The organism is Marinibaculum pumilum (assembly GCF_042646425.1).
Classification (GTDB): domain Bacteria; phylum Pseudomonadota; class Alphaproteobacteria; order Ferrovibrionales; family Ferrovibrionaceae; genus Marinibaculum; species Marinibaculum pumilum.
In genome coordinates, this window is record NZ_JBHRTR010000022.1 from 1 (window position 1) to 12,749 (window position 12,749).

Genomic DNA, 12,749 nt, shown 5'->3' on the forward strand with positions numbered 1-12,749 from the left:
TGGTGCCCAGGGGCGGGCTCGCCTTCTCCAGTAGGATCAATGGGTTGCGCGCCGGTGAGACATTCTCTCAGCCCGCAGAAATCCGCCATTTCCCAGATGCGTTTGACTCACCTTTCGGGAACCGAATGGGGCGGCCGAAGCCGCCCCATGAGCGCCCGTCCAGCCATCACACCAGCGCGGCCTGCAGCCCCGTCTCGAAGACCTTCGCCAGCCGCGCCAGACCCTTCGGCGTGACGCGAACCTGCGTGGCCTCTTTCTCGGTGCCGTCCGTCCGCGTGACGGTGGTGACCTTGTGCTCAAGCCAGCCGCAGTTCAGCTTGTCCTGGTAGGCAACCTCCGTCGCCTGCCCGCCCCGGCTGTAGATCCAGGCATGCGCCCGCAGGTAGCGGAATAGCTCCCGCGGCTTCACCTGCAGGCTCTTGGCCGCGTCGGTGATGCACAGCGAGCCATCCGACACCGCCAGCCGCTCGAAGGCCCGGACGGTCGGCAGCACCGAGTCCAGGCGCTGCTGCAGATCCCGGTTCAGCTCGACCAGTTGCGCGGCCGCGGCGGCAAGCTGCACCGGGTCGCGCATGTCGACCACCGCGGCGCCGTAGCCGCCCGTCCGCCGGATCGTCGGCAGGACTTCCGCCGTCACCCACTTCTTGAACCGCTTCGCCGCCAGCTTCCGGCTCGTCAGGATCAGCGAGTAGAGGCCGGATTCGTTGATGATGAGCATCTCCTGCACACCGGAGGGGGTATCGATACTATCGACACCCCTCTCATCATCATCGAGACGCCGCGCCGCGTCGCTGGGGTTCCCGATCTCCAGCACCCGGCACACATCGGCCAGCACGAACCAGGGTTCGCCGTCCCGGATCACCACCCGGACGCCCCATCCCTCGAAACCGAAGGTCTGCATCGTCGTGTTCATGCCGCGGCCCTCCCGCCGTTCGCCTGCTTCATGTGCCGCTGCAGAACCGTGCCAAAGGCGGCCATCACGTCCGGCAGGTCGCCGTACCGGACGGCCTCGGTCAGCAGCATGCGCTCCTGCTCCCACTGGTCGCACTCGGTCTTGGGACGCAGCACCCGCGCCGCGGCGACCGCTTCGCGCCGGGTGTCGTAGAGCGCATCGCTCAGCGCCCACAGCACTTGCTCGACGCGATCGGTGCAGCGCGGCTGGTTGATGACCGAGGTCAGCGCCTCGGCACTGGCCTCCGTCGCCTCGTAGATCATCGACAGCTCGCGGGCGGTCATGTTCTTGAAGCCCGCGCTCGTCGGGCGTACCTGTTCGTCAGCCATGTCGGTCCTCTCTCGCAGGATCGTCGGTGGTTAGGCTGGCGCCGGGGCCGCAATCCCTGGCGTCAGCCGCTTACGAACATGTACATGGTCGTTTATGCGAACCTGCGCAAGAGCCGATTGCGCATTTTATGTTCGCTATCCATATTGTCCGTATGCACCCGGTACAGCTAAAGCTCGCCCGCAATGCCCTCGGCCTCAGCATGATGAAGCTGTCCGAGGAAACCGGCATTGCGACCAGCACAATCCTTCGCTTCGAGAACACCGGGAACGCCCGGCTTTCCACGGCTCAGAAGCTGCAACGCTTCTTCGAGACCTCCGGCATCGAGTTCATCGAGCGCGACGGCAAGCCCGGCATCCTGGTGGGGAAGCCCGCCAGCAGTTGACAACCCTGCCATCCCTGCTTTGATCGGCGGACACAACCAGGGGGTGGGATGATGCGGCGTACAATCTACTGGATCTGCATTATCGGCGCGGTGCTCTGGACGCTGCTCAGCCTTGCGTCGTGCATGATGATGACGGGGACCGTCGGCGAAACCGCCGGTGACCAGGACGTGAAGACGGCCGTTGCCGGTCTCGGGATGGGCATGCACTTCATCATCTGGGCTGTCGTCGTGGTGCCGCTGGGGATTTTCGGCATCCTGTTCAGGCCGAGCGACAAGGTCATCATCCAGGTGTCGGACCGGCAGAAGTAGCCCCGATGATCGCTAACCGCCCCCTACCGGAGATTCCGATCACCGAGTTGGTGGCGTTCCTCCGATCGAAGCCGGGCAACTGGCGCTACCTGAAGGCCGCCCAGGTCATCGAAGATCTGCTGGCGGAGAACAAGCGCCTGCGTGAACAGGCGATCCCTCAAGGCGACGGCGGGGCCGCCGGCACGTCCAGCAGCAGGCCTCGCACCGCAGCCAGCCGGCCGTGACACTCCCGCCAGCCGGTCAGGGCCTCTGCCAGGGCCTCGCCCACGGCGCCCTGCGTCGACAGGTCCGGCGCGGTCTCCGGCACGCCCTGGCAGTCCAGCAGGGCCGGCGGGACGTGACGTTCAATCAGTCGGGTCTGGATGACTGGCGGGGGCGCCGTACAGGCGGCGCACAGCAGCACCAACAGCGGGGCTGAAAGCGGCATTGGCGTCGGGGGCATTGCGGATCTCCGTCAGTGCACGGCCGCGGGCTTCGGCCCGGGCGGAGGCTTCGGCAGCCGCACGCGCCAGGGCGGCTTCGTTGCGCTCGCGCTCAACGGCCTGGCGGTCCAGCTCGGTGGCGAGGATGGCGTTGGCGGACTCGGCAGCCGCGGCGCGATCCTGAGCCGTGGCCAGATCCGCCTGCAGTCCGTCGATGCGCTGGCCCTGGATCCAGATCCAGCCGGCCGCCGCGGCGATGCCGAGCCCGCCCAGCACCCACGGGAGGGCCCGGCCGGTCAGCAGGGGAAGGATGGCGGCGATCATTCCAGCCCGATCCCGGCCCGGATGTCGGCGCGCCGGTACCAGCGGCCCGGCACCAGGTCGGATGGCGGTCGGCCGCCGTACAGTTCCCGCAGGCTGTCGGCGTTCGGCAGCCCGTTCTCGTGCTTCACCATCGCCTGGATCATGTCGGCCAGGGTCTCCACCTGCATCAGGTCGACCGGCTCATCCGGCCCGCGCAGGCCCATGCCGGAGGCGACCGCCCGTGCGTAGCTGCCGGTGTCGTTCTCGACCGGCGGCGCCCAGCGGTCGATCATCTCGCGGACGGTCTTGAGCCCGTGCTTTCGCTGGTAGTTGCGCAGGATCCGCGCCATCGCGCGGATGCCCCAGAGCACATCCGAGAACTGGATGAACCGGCCGTCCGTCTGCTGCGGGGCCATGCCCTGCCAGCGTTCGCCCAGCTCAATGTTGCCAGGGTTCTTATTGCGAATTCCGCGGGGAAGGGGCATCTGAGTTCTCCATGAAAAAAGCCCGGCGCGGTGGCCGGGCTGGGTTGGTCGTGGGTGGTGGTGGGCGGTCAGCGGCTGGCGGTGGCGCGCTGCGGGGGCGGGGGGCGCGGTCGACTGCGCCTCATCGGGGGCGCCTCGTCGATAGCCTGTTCCAGCTCCAGGCTCGCCGCACGGTGCTGTTCCAGGGCTGCCCGCAGCTGCTTGCAGAACCGTGGCGGCAGGACGCGCTGCCACCACTTAGGCGTCGTCGTCGTCATCGTCAGTGCCCTTGATCTTCCTGGCCAGCTTCCGCATGGCCTGCGAATTCGCCGCCATCTGTGACAACGCCTCACGCGCCAGTTTGTCCAGGCGCCACCAGAAATAGAGGGCGAGGGCGAGGCCGAAGTTTTCCTTCGTGATTGCGCCGATCAGGTGCTGGATAGGGTCGTCCATCAGGGCACCCCCTTCGTCTTCGTGTCCATGCTCGGCCCCGCAGCCGTTGTTCTTCTATGCCAGCGCCAGCGCCAGCGCGCCGCCGATCCAGGCGCCGAACAGACACTCGCCGGCCTCGGTGTTCACGCCGTTGCCGTCCTGCCGGCTGATCCAGACCGGCCCGGCCGCCGCCTGCCAGGGCACCAGCATGGCCAGCGCGTAGAGCGGTCCCGCCGCGGCGCCGGAGAGCGCCAGCAGGGCGCCCGCCTGCAGGTCTAGGCCCGCACCCACCGCCAGGCCGGCCGGCAGGGTCCACAAGACGCCCCGCAGGCTGTGCAGGGCGATGTCTCGAGCCCGGCTGCCAGTCTGGGTGCCCATGTCGAGCGTCTGCCACCAGCCGAACACGCTGCCGAGCCATAGGGCGGCCACCAGGATCGGCAGCCACCACCATGCCGCGCCGGCGATCGCCACCGCCACGGCCGCCGTGCCGCCGGCATAGAGCAGGCGCCCCTCGAGGGTGCCCCACCACGGCAGCGCCGCGCGCAACCAGGCGTCGCCGCGCAGGCGGAACAGGATCGCACCCGCCGCCGCGGCTATCAGGATGGCCAGCATCGGCGCGCCCTACTGTCGGATCTCGCGGAGGATCATGCTGATCGCGCTGTCGGCAGCCGATGTCGAGATGATGACGTTCGGATCTGTGCCGGCAGCGATCTGCAGCTGGAAGGTCCGCTCCGCGACAGAGTTCACGGTGTAGCGCCATTGGATCGCGATCGGCGAGGTCGATTGCGCCAGCTCCGACGTCCCGGCGATCAGCACCCGTCCGAAGAAATACTCCGGGCTCGCAGCGGCATTGGTGACGTTCTGGATGCGGAAGCGGCCGCGCATGTCCACGGGGGTGCCGGCATTGCGGCGGGCATCGGCGCGGGGCACGAACGCCTGCGCCTCGATCACGGAATCGGAGAATACCGGCGTGATGGCCGCCTGCAGACCGGCCGTCGCGAAGGTCAGCGAGGTGCTGGTCACGGTCGTGGCGTGCGTCGCCACCACTTCCTGCACGACCTGCCCGGGTCGGACGGAGCTTGCCGGGATCGCCGTGCCTTCCAGCAGGGCCAGCACCCAGTTGGCAGACGGTGGCTCGCTGTCAGTGCTGCCGGAGATCGCCACATAGATCGCGCCATCGTGGCTGACGACGTCGCCGGCCGCATAGGTCGTCGCGTCGTTCCACCGGGCGATGCCGTGTTGCAGGCAGTGATTGACCTTCTGCCCCAGCGCATTGTGGATCCAGTTCATGTACTCGTGCGGCGGCTGCTCGCCTTCCTGCCATCCGAGATCGATCTTGCCGCTGTCCGGCGCGATGATGGCCCCGGAGCTCGCCCAGGTCTGGATGAGCACGCTGTTGCCGACTTCCTGTGCCATGTGCTGGCCTCCCTCTAGATCGTCTTCACGAAGCCGCTGCCGTCCTGCGGCGCTTCGACACTGCCGAAGCCGGTATTCAGCCCCTGCGATCCGGCGAAACCGAACGGGTTCGGGCCCAGCGCAAAGGCCGCGTAGATCAGCCGCACGCCGGCGGCCAACGGCACCGTCGTCCGCACCAGTGCCTGCTCTGTCAGGGTCAGGGGGGCGTGGATCGACACGCTCACGAAGCCGATTCCCTCCAGGACGGTCATGTCGTGGGGAAACAGGAACAGCAGGTAGCGCGTGATTTCGTTGATGCCGGCGTTCGTCGTGTTCCGGATGATCTTCGCGCGCAGGCGACCGCGGTATATCTCGTCGGTCACCAGGTCGCCGCCGGTGAGCGCCAGGCCGCGGAAGTAACCCCCCAGGTCCGGGCGATCCAGGCTGGAAAAGCCGAGCCCGGCCGGCCCGTCGAAGGTGAACACCAGATCAGGATCGGGATCGAAGAAGGGGCGGGACAGGTCGACGATCTTCCCGATCACATCGAGCTGCGCGCCTTCCGCCGTGTCGAGCGCTCGCTTCGTCAGCAGGTCGACGGCCGTCGCGTCGACGCCGTCCAGTTCGGCCGCGAAGGCGCCGATCAGCGCCAGGGCGCGGGGCGAGCGCCGGTACTGCGTGATCAGCAGGCCAAGCGCCTGTGCGGTGCGCGGCATGTCAGGCGGCCTCGGTGATGACGATGTTCGCCACGTCTGTCCGGGCGATCTCGTCGATCGCTATGGCGATGCTCTCGGTGCCGGATGGCGCCGGCGCGGTGCCGATCCGCAGGTCCGTCACCTCGTGACCAGGGACGGAGTTGATGGGGGTGTAGAGGCGGGAATAGCGCAAGTCGTCGCCGATCCCGATGTCGCTGTCGAAATAGGCCAGGATCGCCGCCTTGATCGCGTCGTCGCCATCCAGCGGATAGTTCCCGTTCTTCTCCAGTTCGATGCTGATCCAGATGTCGACAGGGTCGGGCCGATCGAACCGCACGTCGTAGGCCTGGCCGGAAAGGCTGGTCACCGGCACAACGGTGTCGCCCTGCATCCCGATGCCGGCGGCGCGGATCGCGAAGATGGTCTCCGCGATCTCGTCGTCATCTCCGCCCAGCACGACCGCCCAGATATGCTGCGGCGGCAGGCCGTTGCTGTCTGTCGTCGTGCCGGTGTTTTCCAGCACCACGACGTCGACCACGCCAACCAGCTGCGCCAGGCGCGCGTAGATCGCATCGATCACGCCCGTCGCCGGGAAGGCAACCGACCGCCGGCGGCGCAGCCGCAGCGCCTGGTCGCTCTCGATGTCCGATCCGGTCAGGCCGGGCACCAGGTTCTCGACGCCGCCCCACCCGGCCAGCGGGGTCTGCACGGTGTCGAGAGCTCCGACCGGCAGGATCTGCTCGCCCGGCTCCTGCGCCTCCCACAGGCTGCGCGACCAGTATTCGGCGACAGTCAGGTTGGCGGAGACGGTGCCGGTGAATGCCGTCTCGCCATCTTCTGCCGTGATGATCAGGGTCTCGCCATCGAGTTCCGCAGTGACCGCCTCGGCATATTCCAGGGCGTCCCGCAGGTCGCCCAGGATTGTCGACGCCGTCGCCGCGCCGCCGCTCGTGATGTCGTAGCTGTTGCCTTCGATCACCACGTCGTAGGCGGTGCTGTTCGCCACCTCGCCGACGGTGATCACCATCCGCAAGAGGTTCTGGGTGCCGATGGCCACGCCCGTCTGCAGCAGGTAGGTGGCGCCCGTCGCGCTGTTCTGCGCCTCCGAGCCGGCCGGGATCGCGGTCGCGAAATCCCCCAGCACGGCGGCCACCACCGTGGTCGGCGTCGCCGGCAGGCGGGTCGTGCCGGTCAGCACCGCGACCGCATCCAGAGAGAAGCCCTCGGCGAAGTCGGGATCCTGGCTCAGGTAGACGTTCTCCGCCTCTTCCCAGAGCTCCGCGATCGGCAGCACCAGGGTGCCGACCAGCTGCCCGAACACGCTCTCAGGGCGGAGGTCGATATCCTGCCCGAACGCATCCCGCAGGCGCGCCTCGATGTCCGCCTTGATCTCCGGCAGGCGCTTGCGTTCGAACCCCAGCGGCGAGAGTCCAGTCATGGCGAGGTCACCTCCATAGCCAGGATGTCGCCGTCCGCCCGGACCCTGAACGAAAGGCTGAACTCGCGGGTGGCGTTGACGAACGAGATGTCGAATTCCAGCAGCGCATCCACGCCCTGGGTCTGCACGATCGTCGCCTTCAGGATCGCTTCCACCTGGTTGATGTCGACGGGCTTGCCCAGAATGCTCTGGAAGTACGGCACGCCCTGATCGACGGCGAGATACCATTCGCCCAGGAAGAACCAGAGCCGCTGCTTGAGCCGCTGGCGCAGCAGGTCGATGCCGGTGACCAGGGCAAGGTCGTAGTCCCGGACGATCAGGTCATGCGTGTCGAGATCCAGCGCCAGGTCCATCTCAGCCGCTCCAGACCTTTTCAGTGGATGCGTAGACCGGCCACTGCCCGGCGGAAGAGCCCGACCCGACATGGCAGAGGTCGCCGTCGCGCAGCACCTTCTTGCGGTCGCCAGCCGGCCCGAGCAGCACATCGCCGGCCGCGTCGATCTCGATATCGCCGTTGCCGCGCAGCCGCACGGTGCTGCCGCCGTGGATCAGCAGCACATCGTCGTTGTTCTCCGACAGCGACGGTTCGGCGAAGCTGTAGAGGCCGGGGACGCAGACCGCGTCGTTCCAGTCGTGCTGGCGCAGATCCGCCGCCGGCTGGCTGCCGCCGAACTGCAGCCAGCGCTCGATGTCGATATCGCACCAGAGGATGAGGACGCCGTCGCCGGCCTGGACGGGGAATGTCAGGCTGGCGCCGCCCGAGCGCGGCCAGATGACCGGCACGCCCTCGATGATCGGTGCATCGTCGACCAGCCCGTCGGCATAGGCGCGGCTCACCAGCGGCCGGACGGACGCCTTCTGCCTGGCGTGATCATAGGTCACCACCTCGCCGGGGATGGCGACGCGCATGCCGCCGGCCAGCCCGGCGCCGGCCCTGCGCAGGAGGTCGGACAGGGTGCTAGTCGGCATTGTCCATCAGCTCCAGTTCGGAATACCAAGGCCGCCCGCGCGTGTCTCCGACATGCCGGACGCTGTCGATCAGGAAGGCGCCGGACACGTCGGCAGATTCCAGGACGATCCGGTCACCGGGGATCGCATCGGGCTGCAGGAGCGCCGTGATGCGCAGCGCCGGCTCATCTCCGCGGCGGGTCTCGCGCCGGATCTGTCGCTTCTGAGCCTTGCTGCTGTCGTCCACGAAGGCGGCAGGCACCGCGTCGCCGTCCAGAAACCCTTCGATGTAGTTGATCCGCTCCGGTGAGCGCACGAGGCCCGTCTGCGGGCTGATAAGGAACGCCGTCCTGGCCGTGCTGCCGCGACGCGGGATCACCTGCAGTTCCTGGTTCTGGATGCTCCATTCCAGGTTGCCGCGCCGGCAGACCTGGTCGAGGGCGTCCCGGATCGGGCCCGCGTAGGCGTAACCGTTCGGATATTCACCGGTGACCGCGCCGAGAGGTCGGAAGGGGAGCGACAGCTTCGCCGCGAGCCCGGCCAGCACCTGGCGCAGAGAGGTGCCGGCGGCGTAGGACAGCGTGACCCTGATCTCCCGCAGCTCCTGCACGCCGTCCTGGCATTCGATCCTAGTGATGATCGCGGGCGAGGCGCGCTCGTGCACGATCGCCTGCGCGCGGCCGACGAACAGCACGCCCGGGCCGGTGTCGTCCTCGTAGCCGGCCGACAGGGTGCAGTAGGCGTTTCGCTCCAGGATCCGCGCGCGTGTGTCGGCGTTGAGGTTCCAGGCTTCGATGGTGGCCGTGTTCGTCGTGGTCGTGCGGGTCTTCAGGATGTCGAAGCCGATCCGCAGACCCTCGATGCGCACAGCCTCTCCGCCGCGGGTCTCGACATCGAGGATGGCAAGGCGCCGGAACTGGGTCATGCCGGGCCACCGTCGGTGATCGTCCAGCCATAGGACACCAGAGCGGCGCGCGCGGCCGCGGCGGCGCCGGCACTGTACTCCGAGCCGCCAAAGGACGGCGTGAGATCGGTGCGATAGCCGGCCTTGGCGGCCTCCCACGCGATCAGCAGCGCGGCATAGTTCGGGGTGCTGAAGCTGGTGCTCTGCGCGAAGAACGTCAGCGCTCCGGCGCTGGCCAGGCTGGACAGGTCGAAGTTCGCAACCCCGGTGCCGTCGAACGACGTCGTGCCCTGCAGCATGTAGGACATGTCGGTGATGTTCGACGTGTCCCACCCGGACAGATCGCCGCTGAAGGATGAACAGAGCCTCAGAAGGCCCGCCAGATTGGTGGCCGTCGACGGCAAGTCGGGGGGCATATACTGCAGGTTCGCCGCGCCCTTGAATGCGCCCACGAGGATGGTCAGTCCCAGGTTGCCCCACTGGCTGCAGCCGACGATCTTCGCCACGTTGGCATAGTTGGCGTCGAGCGGGCTGGCGAGGCCGAACCGGGCCAGGGTGCCTGTGATGACGATGGAATAGGTGCCCTCCGCCCCGTAGGTGTGGGTCTTGTTGCCGCTCGTCGTGTAGTCGTCGTCGGAGCCGTCGCCCCAATCGATGTTGACGTTCACGCCGGCGCCGCCCAGCGGGATGGTCACCTGCGTGCCGCTTTCCAGCAGCGTGTTGACCTCCAGGATCATGGCGGCCGGATCCGGCAAGACCGGGGCGCCAAGGTCCACGGCCCCCATCGTCAGATCGTCCGCCGTCAGCATATAGACCTGCGTCAAGGCCGGCTGTTCCAGCTCGACGGGCCCCATCGTCAGGTCGTTGGCCACCAGCGGCCAGAGGAATGGCGGGTCGGCCGGCGGCGGGATCTGCAGCGGCGCGTTCAGGCGCCCCTGCAGGGTGTCCCACCAGGTCCAGACCGTTTCGAACCAGGGCTCGCCCGGGTCGAAATAGGCCAGGATCGCGCTGTCCGGGATGTCCTCCAGTCCGATCCGCCCGGTCGGCAACGACAGGTCCACGGCGACGAGCTGCCCATCCGGCAGGCGGGGGTCCTGGTATTTGTGCAGGACCGGCACACCCGCGATCAGCTTCAGGCCCGCGATGATCAGCTCGTCGGCCGCCGTCCGCAGGTCCAGCGTCCAGTAGGTTCGCGAGGCATTCCATTTCACCTCGACGATGAACCGCCGATCGCCCAGCAGGACGGACTGCCGGAAGGCCGAGAATGCGCGCCAGGCCAGAACCTGCATCACTGGAAGATCTCGCTCAGGATGGAGCCGGTCTGCCACTGCCCGAGCGCCGTGTCTCCGGCCTCCGCCTGGGTCTCCGTGGCGGCCGTCGTCTGCTGGCGACCGATATCGCGGCCGGACTGGGCGGTGCTGCGCTGCGCTTCCTGGATGGCTTCCGGCGGCAGAGCCACGCGCTCGGTCGCCACCCGCACGATCTGCTGGAATTCAGCGGTGAACTGCAGCCGGCGGCCGGTACCGCGGTCGCGGGGCACGCTCAGCACCAGCATGACCATGTCCGGGTAGACCGCCAGCCCGGTGACGATGGTCACCACGCGCCGGTCGTCATGGATCGCGCGCAGCTGGTCGAAGGCCTCGAGCCGCCGCTCGGTCACTCCCACCACCTCCGGCCCCTGGAGCACCGGGCTATCGCTGATCTCGCCCTGCAGCAGCACGCGCGCCGGCTCGTTGTAGATGTGGTCGGCGACCGACGAGCCGGTCTCGATCGGGTGCTCGGTGACCTGGCTGGCGAACTCGTGCAGCTCCCGCACCGTCGCGTCCAGCACGATGCTGTCGATGACGGTGCGGCGCGCCCGCGGCGTGGCGAACAGGATGGAGAGGTCCGGCATCGCTCAGGCCCCCTGGTAGGCAGGGAAATCGCCCATGGCCGCATTGATCTCGCGTTGCCACTCCCGCGCGACCGCCGTCCGCACCTGCTGGTCGATCGCCCGGGCCTGCTCTTGGCTCGTGCCAGCCGGGACGTTGACGGTCACGTCTTCCTGGATCTGCACGCTGACGGCGGCGCCCGGGCGCGTGATAGGCACTGTCTGCGCCGGGCCCGCTTCCGCGCCGGCGCCGAACCAGGACGACGGGGAAGTCAGCCCGCCAAGGTCGATGCCACCAAGGCCAGAGAGGCGCCCGAGCGCGGAGACGATGCGCTCGACGGCCTGCCATATGTCTTCCGCCCAGCCGACGACGCTGTCGCGCATGCGCCGGAAGGTGTCGATGGCGCTGTTCGTCGCCGCTACCGCACCCGCCCAACCGTCGACGATCACACGCTCTATGAAGTCCCACGCGGCACCGATTGTGTCGGCCACCATGCCGGCGCCCCGGGCGATGCTAGCGAATGCGAACGCGGCCACCGCGGCCGCCTGCCGCCCCCAGGAGTCCGGATCGCTCAGCATGTCGCGGATATACGCCACGGCCGCGGCCACGCCGTCCCGGACCATGTAGGCGCCCCTCACGATGCTGTCGAAGACGAAGGTCGCGATCCGCAGTGCTTGGCTGCCCCAAGACTCGGGGTCGCTGAGGATCTCCCGGATCTCCGCCACCGCCGCCCCGATGACGGATGGAGCGCCGGAGAAGTAGGCCATCAGGTCTTCGACGGCGAGACCAAGCAGGACGAGCAGGATCGCCCCCGGAAAGGCCTTCAGGGCGGCCCGCAGGCCTTTGGCGCCGAAGGTGGCGCCCCACAGCCCCGCCGCGATAGCCCAGAGGCCGCGCGCAATCCGCATGAAGGCGAAAGCCCCCAGCAAGCTCGCCAGCAGGCGGAAGGCTCTCTCCCAGCCGACCGTGCCTTCGACCACGCCGTGGATCGCCAGCGCGATCATCCGCAACGTGTGCCAGAGCGAGCGCAGCGCGCCGACCATTCCCTGCAGCATCCGGCTCAGGTTCTGGCGCACGACCTCCCGGTTGGCGAGATACCAGTCTTTCAGCGCGTCGATCCATTCGACGGCGACCGGCAGCAGCTCCGCGCCCAGCTGCAGGCGCAGTCCATGCAGAGCCGTCCGGATGTTCGTCATGCTGTCGTCGAAGGCCTCGGCCGCCCGGGCCTGGTCTTCGGTGAGACCGCCGGACAGCAGCTCGAACTCGGCCCGCAGTTTGCGGACCTCCTCGGAGCCCTTGCCGATCAGGTTGACCATCCCGACGCCTTCGCTGTCGAACAGCTTGAAGGCCAGGCGCACGCGATCGGACTGGTTCTTCACCTTCGATAGCGCGTCGGCGATCTCGTTGAGCGCATCCTCCGGCGCCATGCGGCCGAGTGCGGCGGCGCTCAAGCCCAGTTCGGCCACCGCGTCTTTCGCCTCGCCGGAGCCCTGCGCGGCCTCCGCCAGCCGCCGGGTCATGCGCTGCAGCGCCATGTCCAGGGTGTTCTGCGCCACGCCCGAGCGCTCCGCCGCGAAGCGCAGCTGTTCCAGGGCGTCGATACCGATGCCGAGCTTGTCGGCCGTCTTCGCGACCTCGTCGCCATAGCTGGCGGTCGATGAGACGACGCCGAACAGCGCCGCGCCGGCCGCGGTCGCCGCCCCGACGACGGCCAGCAGGCCGACCTTCAGATCGTCGATCGCCCGGTCGAAGTTCTTCGCCTGGCGCTCCGCGTCATCGGAATCGAGCCCAAGGCGGGCGACCAGCTCGCGCACGATCATCTGCCAGCTGCCTCCCTCGCCTGGGCTTCGATGTCGCCCCTCATGTCGAGAAGCGCATTGGCCCGCGAAACATCATCGAGCGACCAA

At 68.2% G+C, this 12,749-nt stretch carries 18 protein-coding genes; 3 read left to right on the forward strand and 15 right to left on the reverse strand.

Annotated features, from left to right (window positions below; all coding sequences use genetic code 11):
* Positions 1 to 166: 166 nt before the first annotated feature.
* Entirely contained in the window at positions 167 to 913 is a 747-nt protein-coding gene (locus ACFOGJ_RS08735; RefSeq protein WP_379899478.1) for a phage antirepressor, read from the reverse strand.
* A complete protein-coding gene (locus ACFOGJ_RS08740; protein WP_379899479.1) occupies positions 910 to 1,281 on the reverse strand; it encodes a hypothetical protein in 372 nt (123 codons plus the stop codon). The genes ACFOGJ_RS08735 and ACFOGJ_RS08740 overlap by 4 nt, the downstream gene beginning before the upstream one ends.
* A gap of 128 nt (positions 1,282 to 1,409) precedes the next feature.
* Here ACFOGJ_RS08740 and ACFOGJ_RS08745 point away from each other — a divergent pair, with 128 nt between their 5' ends.
* The 3 genes from ACFOGJ_RS08745 to ACFOGJ_RS08755 are packed head-to-tail and all read left to right on the forward strand — an operon-like array spanning position 1,410 to position 2,197.
* Positions 1,410 to 1,664 carry a helix-turn-helix domain-containing protein gene (locus ACFOGJ_RS08745; protein WP_379899480.1) on the forward strand — a complete coding sequence of 85 codons (255 nt, stop codon included), beginning with the start codon at positions 1,410 to 1,412 and terminating at the stop codon, positions 1,662 to 1,664.
* A gap of 48 nt (positions 1,665 to 1,712) precedes the next feature.
* Positions 1,713 to 1,973: a hypothetical protein gene (locus tag ACFOGJ_RS08750; RefSeq protein ID WP_379899481.1), complete on the forward strand. Its 261-nt coding sequence runs from the start codon at positions 1,713 to 1,715 to the stop codon at positions 1,971 to 1,973.
* Positions 1,974 to 1,978: 5 nt separating this feature from the next.
* The gene (locus tag ACFOGJ_RS08755; RefSeq protein WP_379899482.1) at positions 1,979 to 2,197 is read left to right on the forward strand and encodes a hypothetical protein; all 219 of its coding nucleotides are present in this window, start codon (positions 1,979 to 1,981) and stop codon (positions 2,195 to 2,197) included.
* 120 nt (positions 2,198 to 2,317) lie between these two features.
* Here ACFOGJ_RS08755 and ACFOGJ_RS08760 read toward each other — a convergent pair whose 3' ends face one another.
* The 13 genes from ACFOGJ_RS08760 to ACFOGJ_RS08820 form a co-directional block, all read right to left on the reverse strand.
* A complete protein-coding gene (locus ACFOGJ_RS08760) occupies positions 2,318 to 2,719 on the reverse strand; it encodes a hypothetical protein (protein WP_379899483.1) in 402 nt (133 codons plus the stop codon).
* The gene (locus ACFOGJ_RS08765) at positions 2,716 to 3,114 is read right to left on the reverse strand and encodes a hypothetical protein (RefSeq protein WP_379899484.1); all 399 of its coding nucleotides are present in this window, start codon (positions 3,112 to 3,114) and stop codon (positions 2,716 to 2,718) included. Before ACFOGJ_RS08765 ends, ACFOGJ_RS08760 begins: the two co-directional genes overlap by 4 nt.
* A gap of 306 nt (positions 3,115 to 3,420) precedes the next feature.
* A complete protein-coding gene (locus ACFOGJ_RS08770) occupies positions 3,421 to 3,615 on the reverse strand; it encodes a hypothetical protein (RefSeq protein WP_379899485.1) in 195 nt (64 codons plus the stop codon).
* Positions 3,616 to 3,669: 54 nt separating this feature from the next.
* Positions 3,670 to 4,206: a hypothetical protein gene (locus ACFOGJ_RS08775; RefSeq protein WP_379899486.1), complete on the reverse strand. Its 537-nt coding sequence runs from the start codon at positions 4,204 to 4,206 to the stop codon at positions 3,670 to 3,672.
* Positions 4,207 to 4,215: 9 nt separating this feature from the next.
* The gene (locus ACFOGJ_RS08780) at positions 4,216 to 5,010 is read right to left on the reverse strand and encodes a hypothetical protein (protein WP_379899487.1); all 795 of its coding nucleotides are present in this window, start codon (positions 5,008 to 5,010) and stop codon (positions 4,216 to 4,218) included.
* Positions 5,011 to 5,024: 14 nt separating this feature from the next.
* Positions 5,025 to 5,702 (reverse strand): DUF2612 domain-containing protein, encoded by a 678-nt coding sequence (locus tag ACFOGJ_RS08785; RefSeq protein WP_379899488.1) that lies wholly within the window; start codon positions 5,700 to 5,702, stop codon positions 5,025 to 5,027.
* A gap of 1 nt (position 5,703) precedes the next feature.
* Complete coding sequence (locus ACFOGJ_RS08790; protein WP_379899489.1) at positions 5,704 to 7,119, reverse strand: baseplate J/gp47 family protein; 1,416 nt, start codon at positions 7,117 to 7,119, stop codon at positions 5,704 to 5,706.
* Positions 7,116 to 7,472, reverse strand: coding sequence for a hypothetical protein (locus tag ACFOGJ_RS08795; protein WP_379899490.1), 357 nt, complete (start codon positions 7,470 to 7,472; stop codon positions 7,116 to 7,118). The genes ACFOGJ_RS08790 and ACFOGJ_RS08795 overlap by 4 nt, the downstream gene beginning before the upstream one ends.
* 1 nt (position 7,473) lies before the next feature.
* Complete coding sequence (locus ACFOGJ_RS08800) at positions 7,474 to 8,088, reverse strand: Gp138 family membrane-puncturing spike protein (protein WP_379899491.1); 615 nt, start codon at positions 8,086 to 8,088, stop codon at positions 7,474 to 7,476.
* A complete protein-coding gene (locus ACFOGJ_RS08805) occupies positions 8,078 to 8,992 on the reverse strand; it encodes a hypothetical protein (RefSeq protein ID WP_379899492.1) in 915 nt (304 codons plus the stop codon). The genes ACFOGJ_RS08800 and ACFOGJ_RS08805 overlap by 11 nt, the downstream gene beginning before the upstream one ends.
* Positions 8,989 to 10,260: a phage baseplate plug family protein gene (locus ACFOGJ_RS08810; protein ID WP_379899550.1), complete on the reverse strand. Its 1,272-nt coding sequence runs from the start codon at positions 10,258 to 10,260 to the stop codon at positions 8,989 to 8,991. Before ACFOGJ_RS08810 ends, ACFOGJ_RS08805 begins: the two co-directional genes overlap by 4 nt.
* A complete protein-coding gene (locus ACFOGJ_RS08815) occupies positions 10,260 to 10,865 on the reverse strand; it encodes a phage baseplate protein (protein ID WP_379899493.1) in 606 nt (201 codons plus the stop codon). The genes ACFOGJ_RS08810 and ACFOGJ_RS08815 overlap by 1 nt, the downstream gene beginning before the upstream one ends.
* A 3-nt stretch (positions 10,866 to 10,868) precedes the next feature.
* Positions 10,869 to 12,662 carry a hypothetical protein gene (locus ACFOGJ_RS08820; protein WP_379899494.1) on the reverse strand — a complete coding sequence of 598 codons (1,794 nt, stop codon included), beginning with the start codon at positions 12,660 to 12,662 and terminating at the stop codon, positions 10,869 to 10,871.
* Between the last annotated feature and the right edge of the window lie 87 nt (positions 12,663 to 12,749).